The 26,315-nt window shown below is 72.3% G+C and carries 24 protein-coding genes, 1 pseudogene and 1 riboswitch; of the genes and pseudogenes, 18 read left to right on the plus strand and 7 right to left on the minus strand.

The window, feature by feature from the left end:
- Positions 1-344: 344 nt before the first annotated feature.
- The 7 genes from trpB to RC1_RS13560 are packed head-to-tail and all read left to right on the plus strand — an operon-like array spanning position 345 to position 6,185.
- Entirely contained in the window at positions 345-1,559 is a 1,215-nt protein-coding gene (trpB, locus tag RC1_RS13530; protein ID WP_012567981.1) for a tryptophan synthase subunit beta, read from the plus strand.
- Positions 1,556-2,416 carry a tryptophan synthase subunit alpha gene (gene trpA / locus RC1_RS13535; RefSeq protein WP_012567982.1) on the plus strand — a complete coding sequence of 287 codons (861 nt, stop codon included), beginning with the start codon at positions 1,556-1,558 and terminating at the stop codon, positions 2,414-2,416. Before trpB ends, trpA begins: the two co-directional genes overlap by 4 nt.
- Positions 2,417-2,420: 4 nt before the next feature.
- Positions 2,421-2,888 (plus strand): hypothetical protein, encoded by a 468-nt coding sequence (locus tag RC1_RS13540; RefSeq protein ID WP_012567983.1) that lies wholly within the window; start codon positions 2,421-2,423, stop codon positions 2,886-2,888.
- A complete protein-coding gene (locus RC1_RS13545) occupies positions 2,885-3,307 on the plus strand; it encodes a hypothetical protein (RefSeq protein WP_012567984.1) in 423 nt (140 codons plus the stop codon). Before RC1_RS13540 ends, RC1_RS13545 begins: the two co-directional genes overlap by 4 nt.
- Positions 3,304-4,443: an acetyl-CoA carboxylase, carboxyltransferase subunit beta gene (gene accD, locus RC1_RS13550; protein ID WP_012567985.1), complete on the plus strand. Its 1,140-nt coding sequence runs from the start codon at positions 3,304-3,306 to the stop codon at positions 4,441-4,443. The genes RC1_RS13545 and accD overlap by 4 nt, the downstream gene beginning before the upstream one ends.
- Before the next feature lie 7 nt (positions 4,444-4,450).
- Positions 4,451-5,761: a bifunctional folylpolyglutamate synthase/dihydrofolate synthase gene (locus RC1_RS13555; protein WP_012567986.1), complete on the plus strand. Its 1,311-nt coding sequence runs from the start codon at positions 4,451-4,453 to the stop codon at positions 5,759-5,761.
- A gap of 43 nt (positions 5,762-5,804) precedes the next feature.
- Positions 5,805-6,185, plus strand: a complete 381-nt coding sequence (locus tag RC1_RS13560; protein ID WP_012567987.1) for an MAPEG family protein — start codon at positions 5,805-5,807, stop codon at positions 6,183-6,185.
- Between the two features lie 74 nt (positions 6,186-6,259).
- Here RC1_RS13560 and trxA read toward each other — a convergent pair whose 3' ends face one another.
- Positions 6,260-6,583 (minus strand): thioredoxin TrxA, encoded by a 324-nt coding sequence (trxA, locus tag RC1_RS13565; protein ID WP_012567988.1) that lies wholly within the window; start codon positions 6,581-6,583, stop codon positions 6,260-6,262.
- A gap of 315 nt (positions 6,584-6,898) precedes the next feature.
- Here trxA and RC1_RS13570 point away from each other — a divergent pair, with 315 nt between their 5' ends.
- Together RC1_RS13570 and RC1_RS13575 are read left to right on the plus strand one after the other, a co-directional pair.
- Positions 6,899-8,011 carry a hypothetical protein gene (locus RC1_RS13570; protein ID WP_012567989.1) on the plus strand — a complete coding sequence of 371 codons (1,113 nt, stop codon included), beginning with the start codon at positions 6,899-6,901 and terminating at the stop codon, positions 8,009-8,011.
- Positions 8,012-8,024: 13 nt separating this feature from the next.
- Positions 8,025-9,386, plus strand: a complete 1,362-nt coding sequence (locus tag RC1_RS13575; RefSeq protein ID WP_012567990.1) for a hypothetical protein — start codon at positions 8,025-8,027, stop codon at positions 9,384-9,386.
- 27 nt (positions 9,387-9,413) lie between these two features.
- On the opposite strand, the gene RC1_RS13580 is transcribed toward RC1_RS13575, so the two are convergent.
- Positions 9,414-10,286 carry an ion transporter gene (locus tag RC1_RS13580; RefSeq protein WP_012567991.1) on the minus strand — a complete coding sequence of 291 codons (873 nt, stop codon included), beginning with the start codon at positions 10,284-10,286 and terminating at the stop codon, positions 9,414-9,416.
- A gap of 205 nt (positions 10,287-10,491) precedes the next feature.
- Here RC1_RS13580 and RC1_RS13585 point away from each other — a divergent pair, with 205 nt between their 5' ends.
- On the plus strand, positions 10,492-10,809 hold the full coding sequence (locus RC1_RS13585) for a type II toxin-antitoxin system HigB family toxin (RefSeq protein ID WP_012567992.1): 318 nt from the start codon (positions 10,492-10,494) through the stop codon (positions 10,807-10,809).
- A gap of 2 nt (positions 10,810-10,811) precedes the next feature.
- Positions 10,812-11,174, plus strand: coding sequence for a helix-turn-helix domain-containing protein (locus tag RC1_RS13590; RefSeq protein ID WP_012567993.1), 363 nt, complete (start codon positions 10,812-10,814; stop codon positions 11,172-11,174).
- 36 nt (positions 11,175-11,210) lie between these two features.
- On the opposite strand, the gene RC1_RS13595 is transcribed toward RC1_RS13590, so the two are convergent.
- Positions 11,211-12,077, minus strand: coding sequence for a MaoC/PaaZ C-terminal domain-containing protein (locus RC1_RS13595; RefSeq protein WP_012567994.1), 867 nt, complete (start codon positions 12,075-12,077; stop codon positions 11,211-11,213).
- Positions 12,078-12,354: 277 nt separating this feature from the next.
- On the opposite strand from RC1_RS13595, the gene RC1_RS13600 reads away from it, so the two are divergent.
- Complete coding sequence (locus tag RC1_RS13600) at positions 12,355-13,767, plus strand: spinster family MFS transporter (protein ID WP_012567995.1); 1,413 nt, start codon at positions 12,355-12,357, stop codon at positions 13,765-13,767.
- Here the strand turns inward: RC1_RS13600 and RC1_RS13605 are convergent.
- The gene (locus RC1_RS13605) at positions 13,716-14,798 is read right to left on the minus strand and encodes an alpha/beta fold hydrolase (RefSeq protein WP_202795543.1); all 1,083 of its coding nucleotides are present in this window, start codon (positions 14,796-14,798) and stop codon (positions 13,716-13,718) included. The genes RC1_RS13600 and RC1_RS13605 overlap by 52 nt on opposite strands.
- 204 nt (positions 14,799-15,002) lie before the next feature.
- Between RC1_RS13605 and RC1_RS13610 the strand changes: the two genes are divergently transcribed.
- Complete coding sequence (locus RC1_RS13610; RefSeq protein ID WP_012567997.1) at positions 15,003-16,571, plus strand: class I SAM-dependent methyltransferase; 1,569 nt, start codon at positions 15,003-15,005, stop codon at positions 16,569-16,571.
- A 181-nt stretch (positions 16,572-16,752) separates the two neighbouring features.
- Positions 16,753-17,595, plus strand: coding sequence for a hypothetical protein (locus tag RC1_RS13615; RefSeq protein ID WP_012567998.1), 843 nt, complete (start codon positions 16,753-16,755; stop codon positions 17,593-17,595).
- Positions 17,596-17,608: 13 nt separating this feature from the next.
- Here RC1_RS13615 and RC1_RS20220 read toward each other — a convergent pair whose 3' ends face one another.
- Positions 17,609-19,669 (minus strand): ATP-binding protein, encoded by a 2,061-nt coding sequence (locus RC1_RS20220; RefSeq protein ID WP_012567999.1) that lies wholly within the window; start codon positions 19,667-19,669, stop codon positions 17,609-17,611.
- A gap of 219 nt (positions 19,670-19,888) precedes the next feature.
- Positions 19,889-20,479 (minus strand): regulatory protein RecX, encoded by a 591-nt coding sequence (locus tag RC1_RS13625; protein ID WP_012568000.1) that lies wholly within the window; start codon positions 20,477-20,479, stop codon positions 19,889-19,891.
- Between the two features lie 158 nt (positions 20,480-20,637).
- Between RC1_RS13625 and RC1_RS13630 the strand changes: the two genes are divergently transcribed.
- Both RC1_RS13630 and RC1_RS13635 read left to right on the plus strand, forming a co-directional pair.
- The gene (locus tag RC1_RS13630) at positions 20,638-21,420 is read left to right on the plus strand and encodes an ABC transporter permease (protein WP_148213460.1); all 783 of its coding nucleotides are present in this window, start codon (positions 20,638-20,640) and stop codon (positions 21,418-21,420) included.
- Between the two features lie 6 nt (positions 21,421-21,426).
- Positions 21,427-22,260, plus strand: a complete 834-nt coding sequence (locus tag RC1_RS13635) for an ABC transporter permease (protein WP_012568003.1) — start codon at positions 21,427-21,429, stop codon at positions 22,258-22,260.
- Between the two features lie 81 nt (positions 22,261-22,341).
- Here the strand turns inward: RC1_RS13635 and RC1_RS13640 are convergent, their stop codons facing one another.
- Positions 22,342-22,965, minus strand: a complete 624-nt coding sequence (locus RC1_RS13640; protein WP_012568004.1) for an alpha-ketoglutarate-dependent dioxygenase AlkB family protein — start codon at positions 22,963-22,965, stop codon at positions 22,342-22,344.
- Positions 22,966-23,136: 171 nt separating this feature from the next.
- On the opposite strand from RC1_RS13640, the gene RC1_RS13645 reads away from it, so the two are divergent.
- Positions 23,137-24,132 carry a hypothetical protein gene (locus RC1_RS13645; protein WP_041785371.1) on the plus strand — a complete coding sequence of 332 codons (996 nt, stop codon included), beginning with the start codon at positions 23,137-23,139 and terminating at the stop codon, positions 24,130-24,132.
- A 180-nt stretch (positions 24,133-24,312) separates the two neighbouring features.
- A riboswitch (cobalamin riboswitch) is annotated at positions 24,313-24,518 on the plus strand.
- 165 nt (positions 24,519-24,683) lie between these two features.
- A pseudogene (gene metE / locus RC1_RS13650) lies at positions 24,684-26,294 on the plus strand (5-methyltetrahydropteroyltriglutamate--homocysteine S-methyltransferase); the annotation flags it as partial.
- Positions 26,295-26,315 lie beyond the last annotated feature (21 nt).

Here is a 26,315-nt window from a genome sequence, read left to right on the forward strand (position 1 = left end):
GCCGACGGCCATCGGGGGCGGCGAACGATCCTCCTGCCGGCAGTCCTGTGCCGGAATGCCGCAGGCGCGGCCTGGGACCGGACATGCCGAACATCCCCGCCCTGCCGGCCCTTCCCGCTCATGCCGGGCACTGCCGCCAGGACCGGGCGTCGTTCCGCCGGAGTCTTGCTGCGTCGCACACTAATCCGGCCGGGGTGCCCCGACCTTGACCGAGATCAATTCGCGGTCCGCCGCGGCGCGACCGTTCCACCGTGCACGACCCCCGTGTCGCCCTTGGCATCCGCGGGCCGACCGGCTAGGGTCCTCACCCTTGCGGACGAGCGGAAACGGGACGGCCAGCAGCCATGACCCAGCCCCTGAACACCTACCGGACCGGACCGGACGAGCGCGGGCATTTCGGCCAGTTCGGCGGCCGCTATGTGGCCGAAACGCTGATGCCCCTGATCCTGGACGTCGAGCGCGCCTATGCCGAGGCCCGGCAGGACCCCTCCTTCAAGGCGGAACTGTCCTACTACCTGACCCATTATGTCGGCCGGCCCAGCCCGCTCTACTACGCCGAGCGGCTGACGGCGGAGCTGGGCGGCGCCAAGATCTATCTGAAGCGCGAGGAGCTGAACCACACCGGCGCGCACAAGATCAACAACTGCATGGGCCAGATCCTGCTGGCCAAGCGCATGGGCAAACGCCGCATCATCGCCGAGACCGGCGCCGGCCAGCACGGCGTGGCGACGGCCACGGTGTGCGCCCTGTTCGGGCTGCCCTGCGTCATCTACATGGGCGAGACCGACATCGCGCGGCAGCAGCCCAACGTCTTCCGCATGAAGCTGCTCGGCGCCGAGGTGCGCCCTGCGAAGTCCGGCGCCCGCACGCTCAAGGACGCCATGAACGATGCCATGCGCGACTGGGTGACGAACGTCGAGGACACCTTCTACATCATCGGCACGGTTGCCGGCCCGCACCCCTATCCGGCCATGGTGCGCGACTTCCAGTCCATCATCGGCGAAGAGGTGCGTGAGCAGATGCAGCAGGCCGAGGGCCGGCTGCCGGACAGCCTGGTCGCCTGCGTCGGCGGCGGCTCCAACGCCATCGGCATCTTCCACCCCTTCCTGGATGAACCCAGCGTCCGCATGGTGGCGGTCGAGGCGGCGGGCTACGGCATCGAGACCGGCCAGCACGCCGCCAGCCTGACCGGCGGCCGGCCGGGCGTGCTGCACGGCAACCGCACCTACCTGCTGCAGGACGAGGACGGCCAGATCGTCGAGGGTCACAGCATCTCCGCCGGGCTGGACTATCCCGGCATCGGGCCGGAGCATGCCTGGCTGCACGACGTGAAGCGCGTGGAGTACGTCTCCGCCACCGACCAGGAGGCGCTGGACGCCTTCAAGCTGCTGGCCCGCACGGAGGGCATCCTGCCCGCGCTGGAGCCGGCGCACGCGCTGGCCCACGTCACCCGTCTCGCGCCCACGCTGCCCAGGGATCACCTGATGGTGATGAATCTGTCGGGCCGGGGCGACAAGGACATCTTCACCGTGGCCCGTCACATGGGGGTATCGCTGTGAGCCTCGCCACCGAGATCGACGCGGGCACGGAGACCTTCCGCATCGCCCGCCGCTTCGCCCGGCTGCGGGCCGAAGGCCGGGCCGGCCTCGTCACCTTCCTCACGGCCGGCGATCCCGACCATGCGACCAGCCTCGCCCTGCTGAAGGGGCTGCCGGCGGCCGGGGCCGACCTGATCGAACTGGGCATGCCCTTCACCGACCCGATGGCGGACGGTCCCGCCATCCAGGCCAGCTCGCTGCGGGCGCTGACGGCCGGGGCGCGGATGACCCGCACGCTGGATCTCGTGCGCGACTTCCGCCGCGACGACCCGGACACGCCGGTGATCCTGATGGGCTACTACAACCCCGTCTTCAGCTACGGCGTGGACCGCTTCCTGGCCGACGCCCGCGAGGCCGGGGTGGACGGGCTGATCGTCGTGGATCTGCCGCCGGAGGCGGATGACGAGCTGTGCCTGCCGGCGCTGAAGGCCGGCGTCAGCTTCGTGCGCCTGTCCACGCCGACGACGGACGAACGCCGCCTGCCGGCCGTGCTCGCCCACACCTCGGGCTTCGTCTACCACGTCTCCATCACCGGCATCACGGGTGCGGGCTCGGCCAGCGAGGAGTCGGTCAGCGCCGCCGTCGCCCGGCTGAAGCGCCACACCGACCTGCCGGTCGCCGTCGGCTTCGGCATCACCACGCCCGACCAGGCCGCCGCCATCGCCCGCGTGGCCGACGCCGCCGTCGTCGGCAGCGCCATCGTCCGGCGGTTGGAACAGACGCTGGACGCCGACGGCCGCGCCACTGCCGCGACCGTGCCGGCCGTGCTAGACTTCGTCCGCACCCTGGCCGAGGGGGTGCGCACCGCCCGGGGGTGAGGCCATGGCCTATGTCTATGATCCGGACGACGGCGTGTCGGACCCGCTGCCGACGGCCGAGGAGGTGCGTGCCCGTGTCCGGAACTGGAAGGCGCGGCTGAACGCGCTCTACGACCGGATCGAGGACTGGCTGCCGGCGGACCGCGGTTTCGCCGTCAATCGGAGCCTGGGCCAGCCGATGGCGGAACCCCTGATGCGGATGACGGGCGTGGACAGGGACGTGGCGCCGATCCTGGTCGTCCGCTTCCCCGATCCGGACAGGCGGCTGGGCCTGACGCCCGACGGCCTCTGGGTCTACGGGACGAACGGCCGGCTGCACGTTTCGGGACCGGTCGCCGGCCGGCGGACCTACCTGATCGATGTCGGCAGCGATGACCGACCCGACTGGAGGATCTATCCCTACCGCGACACGCGCCGGGCGGTGCCGTTCGACCGGAATGAGTTCCGGACCCTGCTGGGCGAGGTTCCTTGAGGGAGTTCGACAGCATCCTCTCGGCCTACCGGCGCACGGACCTTCTTCTCGACCCGACGGAAGAGAATGCTGAGGCCCGAGCCCGCATGGACCAGGCCTATTTCGTGCTGCTGTTCGCCCAGTTCGAAAGCCTGGTGAACGATGCGGCCGAACGCCTCATCCGCGCGGAACGGGCGAACCCGTCCTGGGAGGCGCGGCGCGCCTGGACCCTGTTCGATGAGAAGAGCCGCCGCCTGACCTTCCTTGAGAAGCTGAAGCTGTTGATCGACCCGGCCTCCCCGGACTATCAGAAAATCAAGGAAGACTTCGAGCAGCGGAACCAGATCGCCCATGGGAAGCCGCGCCAGCTCGCCGTCGACATGAACCTAACCATCGAGCGATTGCAGGCAATCGCCGCCCGTCTCCAGGAACCCCGATGAACTGGCTCACCAATTTCGTCCGGCCCAAGATCCGGGCGCTCGTCTCCTCCAAGAAGGAGGTGCCGGACAATCTCTGGCTCAAGTGCCCCTCCTGCGAGGCGATGATCTTCCATCGTGACCTTGAGGAGAACCTGCACGTCTGCCAGCACTGCGGGTTCCACATGCGCCTGTCGCCCGACCGGCGGCTGGAGATGCTGCTGGACGAAGGGTTCCAGACCATCGAGCTGCCGAAGGCGATCCAGGACCCGCTGAAGTTCCGGGACCTGAAGCGCTACACGGACCGGATGAAGGACGCCCAGACCAAGACGGGCCGCAACGACGCGATCATCGTCGCGCACGGCCGGATGGACGGGCATCCGGCCGTGATCGCGGCGTTCGACTTCTCCTTCATGGGCGGCTCCATGGGCATCGCCGTGGGCGAGGGGCTGCTGGCCGCCGCCAAGCTGGCCGTGCTGCAGCAGGCGCCGCTGATCGTCGTGCCGGCGTCGGGCGGCGCGCGCATGCAGGAGGGCATCCTGTCCCTGATGCAGATGCCGCGCAGCGTCATCGCCGTGGAGATGGTGAAGGAGGCGGGCCTGCCCTATCTGGTGGTGCTGACCGATCCCACCACGGGCGGCGTCACCGCCAGCTTCGCCATGCTGGGCGACGTGCATCTGGCCGAGCCGGGGGCGCAGATCGGCTTCGCCGGGGCGCGCGTCATCGAGAACACCATCCGCGAGACCCTGCCCGAAGGCTTCCAGCGTTCCGAATACCTGCTGGAGCACGGCATGGTGGACATGGTCGTGCCGCGCAAGGACCTGAAGCAGACCCTGGTCCGCCTGATCGACCTGCTGCGCCGCCCCGGACCGGAGGCGGAGCCCCTGCCGGAGCCGGAGAAGGTTCCGGAGGCGCCGGCCGCCACCGTGCCGCCGCCCCCTCCTCCCCCGCCGCCGCCGCCGGCCGCCGCCGCCGCGGTCGTGGTGGCTACCGCCGCAGCGGCCACGGCCGCGGTGGTCGGGGCCGCCGGGGTCGCCACCGCCGCCCCGGCAGGGTCGGCCACCCCGCCCGCATCCAGCACGGCCGCCGCCGCGGTGGTGGGGGCTGCCGGCGTGGCGACGGCCGCGCCCGCCAGCACCCCGGCCCCCAGCGAGGACTGATCCCGGCATGATCAAGGCCACGGTCGTGCCGGCGGCGCCGCGGCTGGAGGCCGCCCTCGACCGGCTGCGCCTGCTCCACCCCAAGGTCATCGACCTGTCCCTGGGGCGGGTGGAGCGGCTGCTGGCCCGCCTGGGCAACCCCGAACGGCGCCTGCCGCCGCTGGTCCATGTCGCCGGAACCAACGGCAAGGGCAGCACCGTCGCCTTCCTGCGCGCCATGCTGGAGGCGGCGGGCGCCCGGGTGCATGTCTACACCTCGCCGCATCTGGTGCATTTCAACGAGCGCATCCGGCTGGCCGGCCGGCTGATCGGGGACGAGGCCCTGGCCGGCCTGCTGGAGGACTGCGAGCGGGCCAACGGCGACGATCCGGTGACCTTCTTCGAGATCACGACGGCCGCCGCCTTCCGCGCCTTCGCCGACGTCCCGGCGGACATCTGCCTGCTGGAGGTGGGCCTGGGCGGCCGGCTGGACGCGACGAACGTGATCGAACGCCCCGCCGTCAGCCTGCTGACCCGCATCAGCATGGACCACATGCAGTTCCTGGGAAGCACCCTGGCGGAGATCGCCTGGGAGAAGGCCGGCATCCTGAAGCCCGGCGCTCCCGCCGTCGCCGGGCCGCAGGCCGACCCGGTGGTGCTGCACGTCTTCCGCGAGCGCGCCGCCGACCTGGGCGTGCCCCTGCGCAGCTACGGCGAGAGCTGGACGGCCCGGCCGCGCGACGGCGGCTTCCGCTTCGAAAGCCCGGCCCGCAGCCTGGACCTGCCGCTGCCGGGGCTGCCCGGCGCGCACCAGATCCTCAATGCCGGGCTGGCGCTGGCGGCGCTGGAGCATCTGCCCGTCGCCGTGGACGACGGGGCCGCGCGGGAGGGCATGCGCCGGGTGGAGTGGCCGGCCCGGTTGCAACGTCTGCACCGCGGCCCCCTGACCGAGGCCCTGCCGCCGGGCTGGGAGCTGTGGCTGGACGGCGGCCACAACGACAGCGCCGGCGAGGTGCTGGCCGTGCAGGCCGCCGCCTGGGCGGACCGGCCGCTGGATCTGGTCTTCGGCATGCTGGGCAGCAAGCAGCCTCTCGATTTCCTGCGGCCCCTGGCGCCGCATGTCCGGCGCCTGCGCACGGTCGCCATTCCCGGCGAGGCGAACGCCCTGCCCCCGGCCGAGGCCGCGGCCCTGGCGCGCGAGGCCGGCATCGCCGACGCCGCCCCGGCCGACGATGCCGGGCAGGCGGTGGCCGGTCTTGCGGCGGCGCCCGGCCCCGGGCGCATCCTGATCTGCGGCTCGCTCTATCTCGCGGGCACGGTGCTCAAGGACAACGGCTGAACCCCGCCGGGAAAGGCGCGGGGCTGCCTGAAGGGAGGAGAGGATGGAGATCGCCTACTGGTGCGTCGTCGCGGCGGCGCTGCTGCCCTATCTCACCGTGCTGCCGGCCAAGGCCACCGGCCGCTACGACAATGCCGCCCCGCGCGACTGGGCGGAGAAGCAGTCGGGCTTCCGGCGCCGCGCGGTGGCGGCCCACCTGAACGGGTTCGAGGCGTTTCCCCTGTTCGCCGCGGCCGTCATCGCGGCCGACGTGCAGGGCATGCCGCAGGACGCCATCGACACGCTGGCCGTGGCCTGGGTCGTGCTGCGGATCGGCTATGTCGGCTGCTATTTCGCCGGTCTGGCGACGCTGCGCTCCATCGTCTGGATCGCGGCGCTGGCGATGGCGCTGGCCATCCTGACCATGCCGGCCTGGCTGATGTGAGGCCGGCTCATCCCTGAGGTGCCGCGGGGGCGGTCCGCCGCCCCCGCTGCCCGACGGGTGACGTGTCGGCCGGGTCAGAGGTTCTCTTCGATCCAGTTGCGGAGCTGCTGCTTCGGCAGGGCCCCGATCTTGGTGGCGGCGACCTTGCCGTCCTTGAAGATCATCAGGGTCGGGATGCCGCGCACGCCGTAGCGGGTGGGCGTGCCCGGGTTCTCGTCGATGTTCAGCTTCGCCACCGTCAGCTTGCCCTGCAACTCGCCCGCGATCTCGTCCAGCGCGGGCGCGATCATCCGGCAGGGGCCGCACCATTCGGCCCAGAAGTCCACCAGCACGGGACCGGAGGCCTCAAGCACGTCGGTGGTGAAGCTGGCGTCGGAAACCGCGGTCGCGTTGCTCATGGGTGCATCCCCAAGGATTGTGTCGGGTACGGCCGGGTGACCACGGCCGCTTGTCGGTCAGGAATGTATGGGGGGCCGCCCGCGCCGGTCAAGCCGGCGGCCGGCGCGCGGCTGGCGTGCGTCGTCCCCCCTTGCCGGCTCCCTTTCCGGCCCCCTTTCCGGTTCCTGGGGCGGCCCTGCAGCGGCACCCGCCGGGGGCGGCGTCCGCGGCGCCGGACGCACGGAGAGAGGGGACCCTCCACCATTCCTTAAAATGCTGTCCATAGTATAAGCTGGCGTCGGGTATCCCTGGCGTACCCCTGGAAGGACGCGATCTTGACGCTGTTGACCGCAGAGGAGTTCCTGCCCTCCACCTTCGCCGAGCGCGGGGTGGCGGTTCCCTTCACCACGCCGCTGCTGAACCAGGCCCGCCTGCGCCAGGACCGCAACGAACGGTTCGAGTTCCTGCTGCCCAGCTTCACCGGCGGCAAGGGCATCTATGTCATGCCCTGGAAGAGCCTGCCCTCCGTCATGACGGTCACCCTGCACGACCGCCTGCTGTTCGAGGAGATCGAACGGCTGGAGACCCATTCGCCGGAGACGATCCGCGGCGCCGCGCTGCGCGTGCAGGCCACCGGCGTGGCCGGACCGGATGCCGCCGCCGCGGCCCGGCGGTCGCTGACCGAGGCCGGGCAGCAGCTCATCCTGACCCAGTTCATCCTGGTCACCGAGCTGCTGAAGCTGGTCGGCATCGGGGCGCGGGACCTGCTGCGGCCGGGCATGACGGCGCAGGAATCCCAGCGGCTGGCCCGTCAGGCGCTGGCCAAGGTCGCGGCCCTGGTGAAGATCCCGCCCGACGACATGGCCCAGCGGGTGGAGACGCTGGGCACCGCCATCGCCCCCGTGGGCATGCCGCAGAGCCCGCAGCCGGGCCGTCTGCGCGCCCTCTTGAAGCAGCTCGACGCCATGCGCGACGCCCTCATGACCTGGGCGCAGAAGGATGCCTCCGACGTTTCGGGCCTGGGCGACTACGTGGCGGACATCGCCGGCCACACCATCGCGCTGGGGGCGGAGCGGCTGAAGCAGCTCGATCTGGTCTGTGGCGATCCGAAACAGATCATCCACGACGAACCGCGCTTCCGCGCCGCCATCACCCAGCATGTCTCGCGCCTGTCCTGGCTGCTGGACGGCTGGGATTTCCTGATCGCGCTGTGGAACGCGGCCCAGGACAGGCCGGAGGAGGCGCAGCGCGCCGCGGTGGTGGAGCTGTCGCGGCTGGTGCCGGTGATCCCGCGGGAGGAGCTGGGGGTGAGCTTCACGGAAACCGACCTGGAGGCGGTGGCGAAGGTGCAGCGCCGCTGGGTCCGTATGAACGAGGACTGGCGCACGGGGGCGCTGGACATGGATGCGGTGATGCGCCTGGAATCCCTGAAGACGGCCGCGGCGTGACGGGACGGCCGGCATGAAAGACCGCTCTCCCCCCGACAGCCTGGCGCGGGAATGGACCGCGCTGGCCGCCGACGCCGCACGGCTGGACGACAGCCGTTTCCTGAAGATCTACCATCTGCTGGAACAGGTGGGCGACAAGGCCCCGGTGCAGGGGGCGCTGGACACGCTGCGCCCGCGTCTGGCGGCCCTGCGCCCGCCGCGGCGGCCCAGCCTGTCGCGCCTGTTCTTCCGCCCGGTCGAGGATCTGCTGGACGATCCCCAGACCTATGCGCGGCGGCTGAACCGGATCGCCCGTTCCACCCTGGCGCCCTGCTGGCGCACGGCGCGCGAGCGCATGGACCCGGCCCTGCTGGCCGAGATCCAGCGTGAGCTTGGCCGCACCGACCCGCGCGACCTCCGCGCCTTCGTGACGCTGGGCGAACCGCTCTGGATGTCGGGCGCCCTGGCCGTGCGCGAGGTGGTCCGGGCCTGCCATGAGGGCCTGAAGTTCAAGGTGGACAATTTCGGCCGCGACGACGACGTGCTGCGGCAGCTCGAGGCCATCGCCGGGTTCCTGGAGGTCGGCCGCGAGATCGAGACCCTGAAGCTGACCCTGCCGGAGAAGCCGATCGGCGAGCTGGCGGAAAGCCATGTGGAGGCGATCAAGGAGGCGCTGGCCGAGCTGGGGGCGGTCGATCCGGGCCGCACCACGCCCCTGCTGCTGGTGCTGACCTCGCGCATGAAGCGGCCGGGCGAGCTGCTGAAGATGCTGGGCGACGTGAAGCTGGGCGGCACCGTGGCGGAGAAGGAGGGGCTGGCCCGCGACCTCTCCGGCTATGTGGTCGGCAACCTGCTGCGCCAGACCTCCGACATCGAGCGGGCGAAACCCGGCGTGGAGCAGGCGGCCGATCTGGCGAAGGCGGCGGAGCGCCTGACGGAGGGGCTGAACTCCGTCAACGACACCGTGGCCGGCCTGCGCGACAAGGAACTGACCGGCCGGGTCGCCGCGGCCCGGACGGGGATCGCCAACCTGGTCGTGCGCAACGTGGTGGCGGAGATCGACCAGACGCTGGTCGATACCCTGTTCGCCGGCACCCCGGACGGCGGCCTGCCCGATGCGCAGGTGCGGCAGGCGGAGGAACTGGCGCTGGCCCTGCGCCGCTCCGCCAGACTGGCGCCGCACCTGGGCATCCAGCGCGAGGTGAACGCCAAGATCGGGGACGTGCGGCGGCGGCTGGAGACGGAGACGGAGGGGCGGCTGCGCGGCGGCCGCAGCGCCGCGGACGATCCCGAGGTGCAGCGGCAGGTCTTCAGCAGCCTGCGCATGATCGAGATCCTGGCCGGCTCCGACGAGGCGGAGCGGCTCTACCGGGACTGGAAGCGGCGGCTGGGCTGAGCCGCCGCCGTCCCGCCACCCCGGCTGTCAGTCGCGCCGGAGCACCGCCTCCTTCAGGCCGGCGATCTCCGCCCGCAGGGCGCGCAGCTCGTCCGCCATGGCGGTGCGTTCCCCGTGCGCCTTCAGCTCCCGTTCCTCGGCCTCGGCCTTGGTGTCGGCGTCGTGCAGCGACTGCATGCTGTTCACGATGATGGCGATGAACAGGTTCAGCACCGCGAACGTCACCAGCACGATGAAGGGCACGAAGAAGACCCAGGCGTAGGGATAGACCTCCATCACCGGGCGGACGATCCCCATGGACCAGCTTTCCAGGGTCATGATCTGGAACAGGCTGTACATGGACCGGCCGATGCTGCCGAACCAGTCGGGGAAGCTGGTGCCGAACAGCTTCGTCGCCAGCACGGCCGAGACATAGTAGATCAGCGCCAGCACGGCGATGATGGCCCCCATGCCCGGCAGCGCCCCGAACAGGGCCTGCACCACGGCCCGCATCTGCGGCACCACGGACAGCAGCCGCAGCACCCGCAGGATGCGCAGCGCCCGCAGCACCGACAGGTTGCCCGCGCCGGCCACCCCGATCAGGGGGGCGAGGCTGAGCGCCACGATGGTGAAGTCGAAATTGTTCCAGCCCTGGCGGAAGAAGGACAGGCGGTAGACCGCCAGCTTCAGCCCCAGCTCGACGACGAAGACCGCCAGCGCCAGCCGGTCCAGGACCGTCAGCAGCGGCCCCGCCGCGGCCATCGCCGTGGCCGAGGTCTCCAGACCCAGCGTCACGGCGTTGACCAGGATGACGGCGACGATGAAGCGCTGGAATCCGACCGACTCCACCAGCCGGCGGAGGGCGGAAGGGGCCGGCGCGGCGGGCGCATCGGCGGCGGCGGGCAGGGCGGAGTCCGTCATGTCCTTGGCGTCGCAGGCGATTGTGGCGAACCCCTTAGAAGGTGTCGCCCCCGCCCGCCGTCAAGCCCCGGTGCGCCGTCAAGCCCGGTGCTCCGCGGCCCTGCCGGGGTCACGGCGTCGGTCCTGCGGTCAGGCAAGGGGACTGTGTTCCACTTTTCGGAACGCCCCCTTGTTCCGGTTTCTGGAACATGGTAACTGATCGCTCATGAAGGTCGTCGGCCTTGAAATCCTCACCACCCTGATTGCCCGCGAAAAGCGTGAACGGCCCCAGCAGGCCCGCGCCCTGGATCGCCGGATCGCTGCCTGGATACAGGAAGTTCAGCAGGCACGGTGGACGAAGCCGACCGAAATCAAGGCCGTTTATGGCACGGCCGATGTGGTGGGCAACAACAGGATCGTCTTCGACCTCTGCGGCAATCGCTATCGGCTGATCGTGCAGTTCAACTACGTCGCCCAGGTTGCCCGCATCCGGTTCGCCGGAACACATGCCGAATACGATGCTGTCGACGCAACAACGGTGTGACCATGGATATCCGACCGATCAAGACCCCCGAGGACCACAAGGCCGCGCTGGCGCGCATCGACGACCTGATGGACGCCGCGGAAGGCACGCCCGAGGTGGCCGAACTGGAGGTGCTCTCCATCCTGGTGGAGCGGTACGAGCGCGACGCCTTCCCCATCGATCCGCCGTCGGCCCTGGACGCCATCCAGTTCCGTATGGAGCAGGCGGGCTATGAGCAGCGTGACCTTGCCAAGGTGCTGGGCAGCCGCTCCCGCGCATCGGAGATCGTGCATGGCTCGATCCAGCGGCTGTCGCTGACCCAGATCCGCCGGCTGCATCAGGCGTGGAAGATCCCGGCCGATGCCCTGATCCGCGACGTGGTGTGAGGGTACGTCCTGGCGGCAGGCTCTCCACCCCGCCGGTCACACCCACTCGACCACGCCGTTGGTCAGCACCACCAGGTCGCGCTCCACGACCCGGGCGCGCAGGGCGGCGCGGCCGGGGCCTTCGTGCCAGATCTCCGTGCGGATCGTCTCCCCCGGGAAGACGGGGGCGGAGAAGCGGCCGTCCAGCCGGCGCAGCCGGGCGGGGTCGTTGCCGCAGAGAAGCCGCAGCACCGCCCGGCCCGCGACGCCGTAGGTGCAGAGCCCGTGCAGGATCGGCCGGCTGAACCGGGCAAGGGCGGCCACGCCGGGATCGACATGCAGCGGGTTCCAGTCGCCCGACAGGCGGTAGATCAGGGCCTGCTCCGGCCGGGTCGGCAGGTCCAGCGTCAGGTCGGGCGGCCGGTCGTCGGGCACCGGGTGCGGTTTCGGCGCCCCGTCCGCCTTGCCGCCGAAACCGCCGTCGCCGCGCAGGAAGGCGCTCTGCCCCACGGTGGCCAGCAGCTCGCCCGTGGCGGCGTCGCGGATGTCCCGCCGGGTGTAGAGCACGGCCCCCTTGTCGGCCCCCTTGTCGTAGATCGCGTCGATCACCGTCGCGGCCACCACGGTCCCCTCCACCGGCAGCGGCCGGTGCAGGCGCAGGGTCTGCTCCCCGTGCAGGACCTTGTGCCAGGTGATGCCGAAGCGTGGCTCCATCAGCCAGACGCCGGGATAGGCCAGCACCACCGCCATGGTCGGCAGGGCGTGCAGGTCGGCCTCGTAGGTGTATTTCAGGTCGCCGGGGTCCAGCGGGTCGGGCACCCCCGCCGCCACGCCCAGGGCGTAGAGGATGGTGTCGCGCGCCGTGTAGCTCTGCCGCACCTCCTCGGGAGGCAGCGACATCAGCAGGTCGTAGTCGAGCGGCATCGGGGGCCTTCCGGGTATCGGGCTGGGGCCGGCTGAGGGGCGGGCCGGGCGGCAGGGCCGAGGATAGCGGCCGCGCGGAAAGCCTGTCCACGCGCCGGGACCGGCCACCGGCGCCGCTGCCGCACCGTCACCGCAGGGCGGACGCCGACCGGAATCGCCCTCCTGCCCGCCGTTCCGCCCTGGCCGTCCGGCCGGGACCGGCTGCTATGGTTCGATAACGCAAGCCGGATCGACCGGCAGAAAAGTACAGAGAAGAACGGAACAGGGAGGATACCCCGTGACCGCCGAGACTGCCGCCGACGGGCGCGGGCAGGCCGCTGCCCCCGTGCCGGAGCCCGCGACCGTTTCCCCGGGGGGAACCGCCGTCCCGGCCCCGGGCGCCGCCCAGCCGCCCTATCCCCGGCCGCTCTACGCCTGGTACGTGGTGGGCGTGCTGATGCTGCTCTACGTCGTCTCCTTCGTGGACCGGCTGGTGATCAACCTGCTGGTGGAGCCGATCAAGCGCGACCTCCAGGTCAGCGATTTCGAGATCGGGCTGCTGTCCGGCCTGTCCTTCGCGCTGCTCTACACGCTCCTGGGCCTGCCTGCCGGCCGGCTGTCCGACCGCTACAGCCGGCGCTGGATCATCGCCGGGGGCGTCCTCGTCTGGTCCTGCTTCGCCGCGGCCTGCGGGATGGCCAAGACCTACTGGCATCTGATGATCGCCCGCATGGGGGTGGGGGTGGGCGAGGCGGCGCTGTCGCCCGCCGCCTACAGCCTGCTGCCCGACTATTTCCCGCCCGACCGGCTGGGCCGGGCCTATTCCGTCTACGGCACCGGCATCACCGTCGGCTCGGGCGTGGCCTTCATCGTCGGCGGGCTGGTCGTCGGCTTCGCCAGCGCGGAGAACGCGATGATCGCGGTGCCGCTGCTGGGCGAGGTGCGGCCCTGGCAGTTCGTCTTCCTGGTCACCGGCCTGCCGGGCATTCCGCTGGCCCTGCTGATGCTGACGGTGAAGGAGCCGGTGCGGCGCGGCCGGGTGCAGGGGCAGGCGCAGGTGCCCTTCCGCGCCGTGCTGGCGCATGTGCGTGCCCGTGCCGGGGTGATGGTGCCGCACTTCCTGGCCTGCGGGCTGATGTCGCTGGTCGGCTACGGCACCGCGGCCTGGATGCCGGCGCTGGCGGTGCGGACCTTCGGCACGCCGCCGGGGGAGGTCGGGCTCTATCTCGGCGGCATCACCATCCTGTTCGCCACGGCGGGGATGTTCACGGCCGGGTTCCTGGCCGACCGGCTGACCCGGGCGGGGGCGGCGGACGCGCCGGTGCGGGTCTGCCTCTGGGTGGCGCTGGCCGCATCCGTCTTCAGCACGGCGGTGCCGCTGATGCCGTCGGAGACGCTGCTCTGGAGCGTCGCCTGCCTGTCCGGCTTCGTCGGCACGGCCTGGGCCGGGGTGGGGGCGGCGGCGGCCAACCTGATGACGCCCGGGACCATGCGCGGGCTGGTCTCCGCCCTCTATCTCTTCGTCGTCAACATCGTCGGGCTGGGGCTGGGGCCGGCGGTGGTGGGCGGCGTCACCGACTGGGTGTTCGGCGACCCCGCCCTGGTGCGCTATTCCCTGGCGCTGGTCAGCGCCGTCTGCCTGCCGCTGGCGGCCCTGCTCTACGCCGTGGCGCTGCCGGGCTTCCGGCGGTCGGTCGGCGGCGCGGCCTGACCGGCGCGGCGGCCGATCCAGTCCAGGAGGCGCGGCCAGAGCCCGGCGTGCAGCGCCGGGCCGACCAGGGCGGCGACATGCCGGAGGGCGACGCCGCGGTCGCCGCCGTGCTCCAGCACCAGGCTCTCCGGCCGGGCGAAGGCGGGGACCGGCGGCACGGCCGAGCCGCGGGGCACCACCCGGCTGGCGGGATCGACGACGGCCAGCACCGGGCAGTCGATGGCCGACGCGGCGGCCGGCACCCCGTCCAGCGCCAGGGTGCCGCGGGCGAAGCGGTCCTCGCGGTAGAGATGCTCCACCACCTCCTCGAACAGGCGGGCGGGCATGGGGAATTCGTCCAGGGTCCAGCGCCGCACCCGGCCGTGGCGGCGCCGCGCCTCGGGGTCGCCCCAGCTCTGCAGCCGGTCCGCCAGCACGGACCAGAGAAAGCTGTCCGGTGCGGCCGCCAGCGATCCGTAGGTCAGCAGCGATCCCGGCGCGTCGCCATAGGTTGCGGTGATGCCCGCCGCACCGGGGCCGGCGGCGACCAGCGGCGCCAGCGCCCCCGCCTCCGGCCCGAAGCGCAGGGGGGCCTCCAGCAGCACCAGCCCGCGCACCCGGCCGGGGCGCGACGCGGCGAAGATGGCCGCCAGCGTCCCGCCCAGGGAGTGGCCGGCCAGCACGGGCCGCGGCCGGCCGCTGTCCGCTTCCACCGCCGCCACGGCGCGGTCCAGCAGGCGTCCCGCATGCTCCGCCAGCCCGCCGGACGGGGTTCCCGCCGGCTGCTCCAGCCATTCCACCAGATAGGTGGGGAAGCCCGCCCCGGCCAGTCGGCGCACGGCGCTGACGCCGGGTTCCAGGTCCCAGATGTAGTGGCGCTTGATCGGCGCCGGCACGATCAGCACGGCCGGTTCCCCGTCGCCGCCATAGGCGCGCAGGCGGAAGCCCGGTTCCGCCAGGACGATCCGGCTCGGGGCCGTCTCCGGTCCCAGCCCCAGGCTGTCCAGCAGGTTTCCCTGGCGGCGGCGCATCTGGTCGAGAAGGTGGAACAAGGGTGGCTCTCCTCCCGCAACTCCCGCGGGCATGGCGCCAGTCCCGGACCGGGCCTGTCAAGCGGAACGGGGCCGGGAAAACGGGGCAGCCCGACGGACCCCATGGGAAAGGACGGCCGCGCGCTTCCCGCCGCGGCGCCGGCGGACTAGGCTGCGCCGATCCTGCCCGCCCGATCTTTGCCGTCCGATCTCTGCCGCCCGCCCATGACCCTGCCCCCTGTTTCTTCCCCCGCCGTTCCCGATGCCGGACACCGGGCCGGGGCCGTCACCGCAATCGGCTACACCGCCAGCTACCACCGCGAGATGACGCCCGCCCTGCTGTCGCTCTCGCTGCTGCTGCGCGGGGTCGCGCCGCCCGACTTCGGCCGGGCGTTCACCTGGTGCGAGCTGGGCTTCGGCCAGGGCGTGAACCTGGCGGTCGCGGCGGCGACGCATCCCCAGGGCCGCTTCTTCGGCACCGATGTGAACCCCGAGCACGCGGCCCACGCCGCCGGCCTCGCCCGGGCCGCGGGGCTGGGCAATCTGGCGGTGGAGGCGCTGGACTTCGACGCCTACGACCGGCTGGACCTGCCGCCCTTCGACGTGGTGGCGCTGCACGGCGTCTGGTCCTGGGTGGGAGAGGGGCCGCGCCGGCGCATCGTCGATTTCCTGCGCCGGCGGCTGAAGCCGGGCGGTGTCGCCTATGTGAGCTACAATGCCCTGCCCGGCTGGGCCCCCTACATGCCGCTCCGCCGGCTGCTGACGGCGCATGCGGCGCAGGGGCAAGGGGCGCAGGCTCCGCTGCCGGAACGGATCGCGGCGGCGCTGGGCTTCCTCCGCCGGCTGGCGCGGGAGGGCGGCTACTTCGCCGTCAATCCGGCCGTGCTGCCGCGGCTGGAGGAACTGGCGGAGCGGCCCGCCGCCTATCTGGCGCACGAATTCTTCAACGCGGCCTGGACCCCCGACTATTCCGCCGACGTCTTCGCCGCCCTGACCGGGGCGGACCTGAGCTTCGCGGCACCGGCGCTGGCGTCAGACCATGCCGACGTGCTGCCGGAAGGCGCGCGTGCCCTGCTGGCGGAGGTGGCGGACCCCGCCCTGCGGGAGACGGTGCGCGACACCCTGACGAACCAGCCGTTCCGGCGCGACGTCTTCGTGCGCGGCCCCCGCACGCTGGACCCGGCGGAGCGCGACCGGCGGCTGGACGCGCTGCCCTTCGCGGCCCTGGCCCCGGCCCGGACCCTGCCCGGCATCGCCCGGCTGCCGCACGGGGAGCTGCCGCTGGACCGCGACGCCGGCATGGCGCTGCTGGAGGCGCTGGCGGACGGGCCGGCCAGCCTGGAGGCGCTGGCGGCGCGGGCGCCGGAGGTGGCGCGGCTGGGGCGGGCGCGGCTGCGCGCGGCGCTGGTCCAGCTCCATGCCCTGGCCCGGATCGCCCCGGCGCCGGGCGGGGAGGCCATGGGCGCTGCCGGGTCCGACGCCTGGAACCGGCTGGTGCTGGCGCGCAGCCTGGACGGCGACACCCTGTCGGCCCTGGCCTCGCCCGTGCTGGCCGGCGCGGTGGAGACGGACCGGCTGGAGCGGCTGTTCCTGCTGGCCTCGGTCCGTGGCGTGGACCCGGCGGCCTTCGCCTGGTCCGTCCTGGCTGCGCGCGGCGAAGCGGTGCTGCGCGACGGCCGCCTGCTGGAGGGGGAGGCGGCGAACCGGACGGAGCTGGCCGAGCGCGCCGCCGCCTTCCGCCGCGCGCGCCTGCCGCTGCTGGCGCGGCTGGGCTGCGTCCCCTCCCGCACATGAAGGGGCCGCCCGTCCGCCGGTCATAATTCCCGGACCTTGAAAAACGGGTATTTCGGGTTATTCTGCGCAACCCATGGGGCGCCAAGGCTGCGGACCCCGCCGCACCGTCAGCCAAGGCGCGGCGCGCAGAAAAGCACGCAGAACGGCACGCGCCCCACGGCAAGCGGAAGAGGGGACGAGGATGAGGGGGCCGTTCCAGTTTCTCGCCACGGTCGCACTGATCGCCGGGGTGAACATCGCGTTTCTGCGCTTCGACACCGTGTCCTGGCGCACGGTCGCCTTCCTGGCGACGGCGGCGCTGCTGATCCTGCTGCTGCGCCAGTTCGGTCTGGCGCTCACCGGACATGCGGCAGGCGTGCTGATCGACGGGCGCAACCGCATCAGCCTGGACCGCCTGCAGGTGATGGCCTGGACCGTACTGACGACGGCGGTGCTGGTGGTGGCCGCCGCCTCCAACCTTGCCGGTGTCGGCGGGCCGCTGCCGCCGGGGACCAGTCCCCTGGACATCACCATCCCGCAGTTCCTGCTGGCGGCCCTGGGCATCAGCAGCGCCACGCTGGCCGCGTCGCCCCTGATCCTCAGCACCCGGCCCGTGGCCGATCCGGCGCGCAGCGCCGCCCAGGCCGCGGCCGGCCCGGCCGACAGCGCCGCTGTCTTCACCCGCGAGACCTCGCAGCAGGCGGACTGGACCGACATCGTGCAGGGGGAGGAGGTGGGCAACGCCGCCACCGTGGATCTGGGCAAGGTGCAGCAGATCTTCTTCACGCTTCTGGTGCTGGGCGCCTACACGGCGGAGGTGTTCGCCGCCTTCCGGGTCGAGGCGCCGGTCACCGCCCTGCCGGAGCCGAGCGAGACCTTCCTCTACCTCATGGGCATCAGCCACGCCTCCTACCTCGCCTACAAGGGCGTGCCGAAGACGGCGGCCCGCGGCGGGCTCCGCGCCACAGCCGCTCCGGCGCCCTCCACCGCGGCATCGCCCGCCCCGGCATCGCCCGCACCGGAGGGGGCGTCCGGACCCGGCTGACGGGTCGGTCAGGTCAGGTCCGGGCCGTGGCCTTGACGAGGGAGCGCAGTTCGTCGGGCCGCACCGGCTTGCGCACGAACTGCACCCCGGCGGCGCGGGCGCGCGGTTCCACATCGGCGGTGACGTCGCCGGTCAGCAGGATGGCCGGAACGCTCCGGCCCAGTTCGGTGCGGATGCGGCGCACCGTCTCCAGCCCGTCCATCGCGCCCGGCAGGCGGTAGTCGGCCAGCACCAGCCGCGGCTGCGCGCCGCCGGCGATGATGCGCAGCGCCTCGTCCCCGTTGCGCGCCTCCACCACCGGGCAGTCCAGATCCTCCAGCAGCATCCGGGTGGCGGTCAGCACCAGCGGGTCGTCCTCCAGCAGCAGGATGGGGAAGCCGGTGGCGGCGGGTTCCGCCGGGCCGTCCGCGGCCGGTATGTCCGGCTCCGCCGCCACGACATCCGCCCGCGGCAGCACGACGGAGAAGCGCGAGCCCCGGCCCGGCCGGGAGCGCACGTCCAGCGGGTGCTGCAACAGGTCGGCGGCCCGGCGCACGATGGCGAGGCCAAGCCCGTGGCCGCTGCTCCGTTCCCGCGCCGCGTTGCCGAGCTGCTGGAACTCCTCGAAGATGTCGTCCAGGCAGCCGGCCGGGATGCCGGGGCCGGTGTCCACCACGTCGATGCGCAGATGGCTGCCATAGCGGCGGACGCCGACCAGCACACCGCCCCGGTCGGTGTAGCGCACCGCGTTGGCGACCAGGTTGCGCAGGATGCGCTCCAGCAGGGTCGGGTCGCTCAGCCCGTACAGGGTCGTGGGCACCACCCCCAGCCGCAGCCCCTTCGCCCGTGCCGCGGGGGCGAAGTCCCGTTGCAGCCGGTTCAGCAGGGGTTGCAGCGGCACCGGCCGCACGTCCAGCTCGACACCGCCGCTCTCCAGCTTGGAGATGTCCATCAGCGACTCGAACAGGTCGATCATCGCGTCCAGCGAGCCCTCGATCTGGTCCAGAAGCTCCCGCGCGCCGGGATCGCCCACCCGGGTGCGCAGGTTGCAGGTCAGCAGGCTGATGGCGTTCAGCGGCTGGCGCAGGTCGTGGCTGGCCGCGGCCAGGAAGCGGGACTTGGCGCGGTTCGCCCGCTCCGCCGTGTCGCGGGCCGCGGTCAGGGCCTGCTGTGCCTGCCGCTCGCCGTCGATGTCGGTGGCGGTGCCGAACCAGCGGACCACGTTGCCGGCATCGTCGAACAACGGCCAGGCGCGCGACAGCATCCAGCGCCAGCCGCCCCCGGCGCGGCGGATGCGGTGCTCGATCTCATAGGGGGTGCGGGTGGCGACGGCGGTGGTCCAGGCATGCAGGGTGCGCGAGGCGTCGTCGGGGTGGATGGCGCTGTCCCACTCGCCGCCGGTGCCCTTCTCCACGCTCAGCCCGGTATAGTCGGACCAGCGCCGGTTGTAGTAGTCCACCTCCCCGTCGGGGCTGGCGGTCCAGACGATCTGCGGGATGGACTCGGTCATGAAACGGTAGCGCCGTTCGCCCTCGCGCAGGGCGGCCAGCAGCCGGTCGCGCTCGGCCTCCACCTCCATGCGGCGCAGCCCGGCGCCCAGCATGTTGGCCAGCCCCTCCAGCAGGTAGAGGTCGGCCATGTCGTAGCCCCGCGGCTCCGGGCTGCCCAGGGCCACAATCCCCACCACGGTCAGGCCGGCGCGCAGCGGCGTCACGGCGATGCCGCGCAGGCCCAGGGCGGCGAAGGGCTCGGGATCGTCGGGCCCGGCCTCGGCGGCGCAGTCGGGGATGACGACGGCCCGGCCGGCGGTGCAGGCCCGGCCGACGGGCGTGGCGGCGCCGTCGGGCAGCACCAGGGTGCCCGCCGCTCCGGGCGGCAGCCCCTCCCCGGCGACGACCAGGAACCCGCCCGTCCCCTGCCGCACCTCCGCCACCAGGGCCGCCGCCATGCCGGTCGCCTGGACGGCGCTGCGCGCAACCTGCGCGAACAGGGCCGCACGGTCGCCACAGGTCAGCGCGAAGGCCCCGAAATCCGCCAGGATGGCCTGACGGGTCAGCTCGCGCGTCGGGGTGGTGTCGGATCGGCGATGCGGCAAAGGCTCGGCTCGCTGGAACGGGCGGCCGCAGCATAGTCCAGAGGGCCGGCCGTTGGACATAACGCCGATGGATGATACCGCCCCCCGACGATGGATGTAACAGCATCCGGGTCCTATGACCTGCCCGCGGCATCAGACCGGGCCGCTCTGAACGGGCCGGTCAGCCCCCCGGCCGGTCAGGCCGGGCCGGTCAGCCCCCGGCCGGTCAGGCCGGGCCGGTCAGAATGCGTCGGTCAGGCTGTCGGGGTCGTCCGTGTCCACCACCCGGCGTGCGGTGTCCAGGTCGAAGCCGGCCCGCGCCAGGGCGGCCAGATCCCTGTCGCGCCGTTCCGCCCGCGCCGCCGGATCGCGGTAGGGTCCCAGCCGGCGGCGGCGGGCATAGGCCAGGGCGGCGGCAAGGTCGGCATCCCCGCTCTCCGCCCCCTCCAGCCCGCCGAGTGCGCGCACGATCAGCCCGTCCTCCAGCCCCTTGGCCGCCAGCTTCTGGCGGATCAGGCGGGTGGAGCCGCCGCGGCGCTGCAGGCTGGCGGCCCGCGCCTCGGCATAGGCGGCATCGTCCAGCAGCCCGCTGCGCCGGTAGCGGGCGATCAGGTCCTCCACCCAGCGGCGGCCCTCCTCGGGGTCGGTGCCGTGGGCGCGGGCGGACATGTCCACCTTGCGCAGCAGCACGCGGCGCAGGTTCGCGGCGGAACTGGCGAAGCGTTCCAGATAGTGCAGCGCCGCCCGCTCCAGATAGTCCGGGCTGACCCGGCGCGGCCCGCGGCGGGCGGGACGGGCAGGGGGGGCGGAACGGTCGCGGTCGTCCGTCATGCGGCCCCCGGGGTGGATGCGGTCGGTCGGGCGGCCGCGGCGCCGGCCGTTCGCGCAATGCTTCGCGCGATGGCCGCGGTTGCCCGCGACGGGGCGGGGGCGCTACTGTGCCGCAGCCTCAAGCGGAACCCTGTGCAATGCCGGATCATAGCTTTCCCATGCCGCGGAGCGTGGGCGCCGTCAACTGGATCGGCCTCTGGACCCTGACGCGCCGGGAGATCCGGCGCTTCCTGAAGGTCTGGGTGCAGACCGTCGCCGCCCCCGTGGTGACCACGCTGCTGTTCTATTCCGTCTTCGCCCTGGCCCTGGGCGGGGTGGTGCGGATGGTGGGCGACGTGCCCTTCCTGGTCTTCCTGGGTCCGGGCCTCGTGATGATGTCCATCGCCCAGAACGCCTTCGCCAACACCTCCTCCTCGGTGCTCGTCTCGAAGGTACAGGGCAACATCGTGGACGTGCTGATGCCGCCGCTCTCCGCCGGGGAGCTGGCGGCGGCCTATGTCATGGGCGGGGTGGCGCGCGGCCTGCTGGTCGGGCTGGCGACGGCGGCCGCCATCTGGATCTTCGTGCCGCTCGGGCTGTACGCGCCCCAGTTCATCCTGTTCCATGCCGTGGCGGCGGCCATGCTGCTGTCGCTGCTGGGCCTGATCGGCGGCATCTGGGCGGAGAAGTTCGACCACATGGCGGCGGTGACGAACTTCATCGTCACCCCGCTCTCCTTCCTCTCGGGCACCTTCTACACCATCGACAGCGTGCCCCCGGCCTTCCGCTTCATCGCGCACCTGAACCCGTTCTTCTATTTCATCGACGGCTTCCGCTACGGATTCATCGGCCAGACGGACGGCACCCTGACCACGGGCATCCTGGTGATGACGGGGGCCAATCTGGTGCTCCTGGCCGTGGTCCTGCGGATGCTGTCCAGCGGCTACAAGCTGAAGGCCTGACCGCCCATGTCCCCGCGCGATGTCCCCCCGCCGCCCGCCGGCGCCTTCGATCCGGCCTTCGACCGGCACATCGGCGCCTTCCACTGGCGGGGCTTCGTCACGCTGATGCGGCGCGAGCTGCTGCGGGTGCGCAAGATGGCGGCGATGACGGTGATCGCGCCGGCCATCATGGCGGTGATCTACTTCGTCTGCTTCGCCTTCGGGCTGGGGCCGAACCGCGGCACCCCGGCCGGGGACGCGGTGCTGGACTTCCTGGTGCCGGGGCTGATCATGATGTCGCTGCTGCTCCAGGCGGCGCAGAACCCGGCCTTCTCCCTGGTCTACAGCAAGATCGAGGGGATGGTGATCGACCAGTTGATGGCGCCGGTCGGCGCGCGGGAGACGGTGCTGGCCTATGTCATCGCCGGGGTCGCGGCGGGGCTGCTGGCCGGGGCGGGCATCTGGGCCGCCATGCTGCTGCTGCGGGCGCCGGCGGTGGCGCATCCGCTGGCAGTCCTGGGCTTCGGCGTGCTGGGGGCGGCGATGATGGCCGCGGCGGGCTTCCTGTCGGGCATCGTCAGCCAGAAGTGGGACCACATGGCGGCCTTCCTGACCTTCATCTTCCTGCCGCTGGTCTTCCTCTCCGGCCTGTTCGCCCCGGTGGACGGAATGCCGGAGCCGTTCCGCACCATCGTGCAGGCCAACCCTGTCTTCTACGCCATCGACGGCTTCCGCTACGGCTTCATCGGGGAGAGCCACCAGCCGCCGGCGGTGTCGCTCATGGTGCTGCTGGTCGTCACGGCGCTGCTCTACGGGGCGGCGCTGGCGCTCTATGCCCGCGGCTGGCGGCTGAAGAGCTGAGCCCGGCGCGGCCGGCCGTCGCCGGGCAGTCCTCACCGGGCGGTCCTCACCGGCCAGTCATCGCTGGCCCGCCGTTGCCGGTCAGTCGCCGGGGGTGACCCGGCGCAGGGTCAGGTTCAGCCTTCCGCCCTCCGGCAGCAGGGCGCTGCTGCCGGGCAGGATGCGGTCCACCCCGTGAAAGGCGGCGCGGGCCTCGCCGGCGAAGACCATGACCGTGCCGCTGGGCACCAGGAAGCTGCGGGTCGGATCGCCGCGCTGCCGTCCGCCCAGCCGGAACACGGCCGTGTCGCCCAGCGAGACGTTCAGGATCGGGGCGTCGGCCGCCTCCTCGTCCTCGTCGCGGTGCAGCCCCAGCCGGGCGCCGCCGCCGCGGTAGAGGTTGACGAGACAGCACTGCGGCGGCTGCGGCCAGCCCGCCAGCTCGGCCCAGAGATCCAGCAGCGCCGCCGGGATCGGTGGCCAGGGCCGGCCGGTGGCCGGATGCACGGGGCTGTAGCGGTAGCCGCGCCGGTCCGACACCCAGCCCAGCGGGCCGGCGTTGGTCATGTCGATGCTGAAGGGCCGACCCCGTCCGGGCGTCACGTAGCGCTGGAACGGCGCTGCCGCCGCGACCTGCTGCACGGCGTCCAGCAGCGCCTGCTGGGCGGCGGCGTCCAGCCGGTCGGGCAGGTAGCGGAACCCGTCGGGGCTCGGGGGACTGGGCATGGCGGACCGGGTCCTTCCACGGGGCCGGGAGACGGGGCTGGAGACGGGGCCGACGATAGCGCGCCGCGGCCGCGGGCGCACCCCGCCCTGCACGCAAACGGGACCGGCGCCCCATGGTCATGGACTCGCCCCGGTCTCCTGCCTAGATTCCAGGGCATGTGGGAAGATTCCTTGGACAGCGAGATGGCGGCCGACTGGAACCCTGTGGCGTTGCGCGACGGGGTGGTGCGGCTGCGCGTGCCCGCCGACTGGCGGCGCGTGTCGCGGGACGATGGCGGGCTGGCCTACCAGTCGCCGGGCGCGCATCCCGTCGATCTGCTGATCTCGCTCACCACCTACCGCAACCCCTACGGCGTCCGCGCCGAGGAGGCGATCCAGTATCTGGACCGGGAGAACGTGCTGCCGCACGGCATCGCGCCGTCGGAGGACGACGGCGACGACCGGCGCTGGATCGCCTATGCCGTGGCGCAGCCGCCCGACCGCCAGGTCTTCGTCTGGAAGGTGGCCGACTTCCGCCCGCCCGATCATGTGCGGGTGGTGACGGTGCAGCTTCTGGTGCCCGACAGCAGCACGGAGATGGACGGGCTGGCCGAGCTGATCGACCGGCTGGGCGAGGAGGCTGCCCGCATCGAGTTCACCGAACTGCCGGTCCGCGAGCCGGTGGAGCGGGTGACCATGCGCAATGTCGGCCATGGCGATCTGGTCCGTTTCCGCGTGCCCTGGGACTGGAGCGCGGAGAAGGACGGCGAGCTGGCCGTCTTCCACGGCGACGAGGAGGGCACCGGCACCCTGCGGGTGGCGGTCCACGCCTTCAGCTACGCCGACGGCGGGGCCGAGGATGACGGCGACGCCCGCCGCGTGCTGCGCCAGACGGCCGAACAGTTCGCCGACGGCCCCGACGGCCGCGTCGGCGAGGGCAGCGTGGAATGGCTGGACGAGGGCGAGGTGCTGGCCCGTTTCGCCACGGCCGGGGAGGAGGACGGGGAGCCGCTGCGCTTCCACCTCTGGCTGCGCGGGTCCGCCTGCGACGGTCAGACGACGCTGGCCCTGTTCTCCTTCGCCGTGACCGAGAAGGCCCATGGCGGCGTGACGGCGCAGGCCACGCTCGCCATGCTGGAGCGGGAAATCCGCACCGCCATCGTAGGCAGCGGCGCCGCCGAGGAGTGACCGGCGCCGGCCGGACCGGACCCCGGGGCAGAATGTTTCCTGACCGGAATGTTCCCGTACCGGAACGATCCGCGGGCCGGAAGGTCCCGGTGGAACTGCCGCCGCGACAGGCAGGTCGGCGCAAGGACATAACGACATAAAGAACTCTTTATGTGTCGTTGACCGTGACTGGGGGAGCGTCTAGTCTCGTTCCGCCATGGTCTCCAGGCGGCTCTGCGGCCGCGCTGGGGCTAAGAGGGAAGCCGGTGCGAGTCCGGCGCTGCCCCCGCAACTGTCAGCGGCGAGCCGACCGCCCCCATGTGTCACTGGGACCGACCGGTCCTGGGAAGACCGGCGGAAGGCGATGACCCGCGAGCCAGGAGACCTGCCATGGCAGATAACGTCCACGGGCGGGGTGTCCCGGTGTGTCGCCTTGGCAGGCCGCGCCGGACCGTCCCCTGGTGCTGCGGGCCTGTCCTTCGCGTCCGCTATGGCCTTTGCCCCCATCCACAATGGGGTCCATGCCAATGTCGCAACCAATCCTTCCCGGCGCTGCCGTGCCCGTCGCCACGATGGGCGTGCCGCGCATCGGGCCGCGCCGCGAGCTGAAGTCGGCCCTGGAATCCTACTGGGCCGGCCGGACCGGCCCCGCCGACCTGCTCGCCACGGCCCGGACCCTGCGGGCCGCAAGCTGGCGCCGGCAGCAGGCGCTGGGGATCACCCACATTCCCAGCAACGACTTCTCCCTCTACGACCACGTCCTCGACACCTCCGTCATGGTCGGTGCGGTTCCCGCCCTTTATGGCTGGACCTGCGGACCGGTGCCCCTGGAGACCTGCTTCGCCATGGCGCGCGGGTCGCAGGGGCGCAGCGGCTGCGGTTGCGCCCCTGCCGCCGGGGATGGCCTGCCGGCGCAGGAGATGACGAAGTGGTTCGACACCAACTACCATTTCATGGTGCCCGAGTTCGAACCGGGTCAGCGCTTCCGGCTCGCCTCCACCAAGCCGGTGGATGAGTTCCTGGAGGCGAAGGCGCTGGGCATCCTGACCCGCCCCGTCCTGGTCGGCCCGGTGACCTACCTGCTGCTGGGCAAGTCCAAGGATGCGGACCTGGAGCCGCTGTCGCTGCTGGATGGCCTGCTGCCGGTCTATGCCGAGGTGCTGCGGCGCCTGGAGGCGGCGGGGGCCGACTGGGTGCAGATGGACGAACCCTGCCTCGCGCTCGACCTCGACGACGGGGCGCGGCAGGCGCTGCGCCGCGCCTATGCCGCGCTGTCCGCGGCGGCGCCCGGTCTGAAGCTGCTGGTCGCCGGCTATTTCGGGCCGCTGGGCGATAATCTGGAGACCGCCCTGGCGCTGCCCGTCGCCGGCCTGCACCTCGACCTCGTGCGCGGCGGGGCCGACCTGGAGCGTGCGCTGGAACGCTTGCCGGACGGGCTGGCCCTGTCGCTGGGCGTCATCGACGGCCGCAATGTCTGGCGGGCCGATCTGCCGGCCATCCTGGACCGGATCGGGCCGGTGGCGGAACGGCTGGGGCCGGGCCGGGTGCTGCTGGCGCCGAGCTGCTCGCTGCTGCATGTCCCGGTGGACAGCGAGGGCGAGACGGGCCTCGATGACGAACTGCGCGGCTGGCTGGCCTTCGCCGTGCAGAAGATGGCGGAGCTGGCCACGCTCGGCCGGGCCCTGACGGAGGGGCGGGGGGCCGTGGCGGACGTGCTGGACGCGGCGGCACGGACCGTCGCCTCGCGCCGTGCCTCGCCGCGCATCCACGACGCGGCCGTGGCCGCGCGGCTGGCGGCGGTGACGCCGGAGATGGCCCGGCGCCTGCCCTATGCCGAGCGCCGGCCGCTCCAGGCCGCCCGGCTGGGGCTGCCGCGCTTCCCGACGACCACCATCGGTTCCTTCCCGCAGACCGATGCCGTGCGCAAGGCCCGCGCCGCCCACATCAAGGGCACCCTGTCCGATCCGGACTACCTGTCCTTCCTGCGGCACGAGACGGAGGCCGCCATCCGCTGGCAGGAGGAGGTGGACATCGACGTGCTGGTCCATGGCGAGTTCGAACGCAACGACATGGTCCAGTATTTTGGCGAACAGCTCGCCGGCTACGCCTTCACCCGCAACGGCTGGGTACAGTCCTACGGCTCGCGCTGCGTGCGGCCTCCGATCATCTTCGGTGACGTGTCGCGCCCGGCGCCGATGACGGTG

This window comes from Rhodospirillum centenum SW, assembly GCF_000016185.1.
GTDB classification, from domain to species: Bacteria; Pseudomonadota; Alphaproteobacteria; order Azospirillales; family Azospirillaceae; genus Rhodocista; species Rhodocista centena.

What these genes read in the sequence shown, in the direction of transcription:
- trpB (WP_012567981.1), top strand. Translation starts at nt 345, where the DNA reads ATGACCCAGCCCCTGAACACCTACCGGACCGGACCGGACGAGCGCGGG.
- RC1_RS13540 (WP_012567983.1), top strand. Translation starts at nt 2,421, where the DNA reads ATGGCCTATGTCTATGATCCGGACGACGGCGTGTCGGACCCGCTGCCG.
- accD (WP_012567985.1), top strand. Translation starts at nt 3,304, where the DNA reads ATGAACTGGCTCACCAATTTCGTCCGGCCCAAGATCCGGGCGCTCGTC.
- RC1_RS13555 (WP_012567986.1), top strand. Translation starts at nt 4,451, where the DNA reads ATGATCAAGGCCACGGTCGTGCCGGCGGCGCCGCGGCTGGAGGCCGCC.
- RC1_RS13560 (WP_012567987.1), top strand. Translation starts at nt 5,805, where the DNA reads ATGGAGATCGCCTACTGGTGCGTCGTCGCGGCGGCGCTGCTGCCCTAT.
- trxA (WP_012567988.1), bottom strand. Translation starts at nt 6,583, where the DNA reads ATGAGCAACGCGACCGCGGTTTCCGACGCCAGCTTCACCACCGACGTG.
- RC1_RS13575 (WP_012567990.1), top strand. Translation starts at nt 8,025, where the DNA reads ATGAAAGACCGCTCTCCCCCCGACAGCCTGGCGCGGGAATGGACCGCG.
- RC1_RS13580 (WP_012567991.1), bottom strand. Translation starts at nt 10,286, where the DNA reads ATGACGGACTCCGCCCTGCCCGCCGCCGCCGATGCGCCCGCCGCGCCG.
- RC1_RS13585 (WP_012567992.1), top strand. Translation starts at nt 10,492, where the DNA reads ATGAAGGTCGTCGGCCTTGAAATCCTCACCACCCTGATTGCCCGCGAA.
- RC1_RS13590 (WP_012567993.1), top strand. Translation starts at nt 10,812, where the DNA reads ATGGATATCCGACCGATCAAGACCCCCGAGGACCACAAGGCCGCGCTG.
- RC1_RS13595 (WP_012567994.1), bottom strand. Translation starts at nt 12,077, where the DNA reads ATGCCGCTCGACTACGACCTGCTGATGTCGCTGCCTCCCGAGGAGGTG.
- RC1_RS13610 (WP_012567997.1), top strand. Translation starts at nt 15,003, where the DNA reads ATGACCCTGCCCCCTGTTTCTTCCCCCGCCGTTCCCGATGCCGGACAC.
- RC1_RS13615 (WP_012567998.1), top strand. Translation starts at nt 16,753, where the DNA reads ATGAGGGGGCCGTTCCAGTTTCTCGCCACGGTCGCACTGATCGCCGGG.
- RC1_RS13625 (WP_012568000.1), bottom strand. Translation starts at nt 20,479, where the DNA reads ATGACGGACGACCGCGACCGTTCCGCCCCCCCTGCCCGTCCCGCCCGC.
- RC1_RS13630 (WP_148213460.1), top strand. Translation starts at nt 20,638, where the DNA reads ATGCCGCGGAGCGTGGGCGCCGTCAACTGGATCGGCCTCTGGACCCTG.
- RC1_RS13635 (WP_012568003.1), top strand. Translation starts at nt 21,427, where the DNA reads ATGTCCCCGCGCGATGTCCCCCCGCCGCCCGCCGGCGCCTTCGATCCG.
- RC1_RS13640 (WP_012568004.1), bottom strand. Translation starts at nt 22,965, where the DNA reads ATGCCCAGTCCCCCGAGCCCCGACGGGTTCCGCTACCTGCCCGACCGG.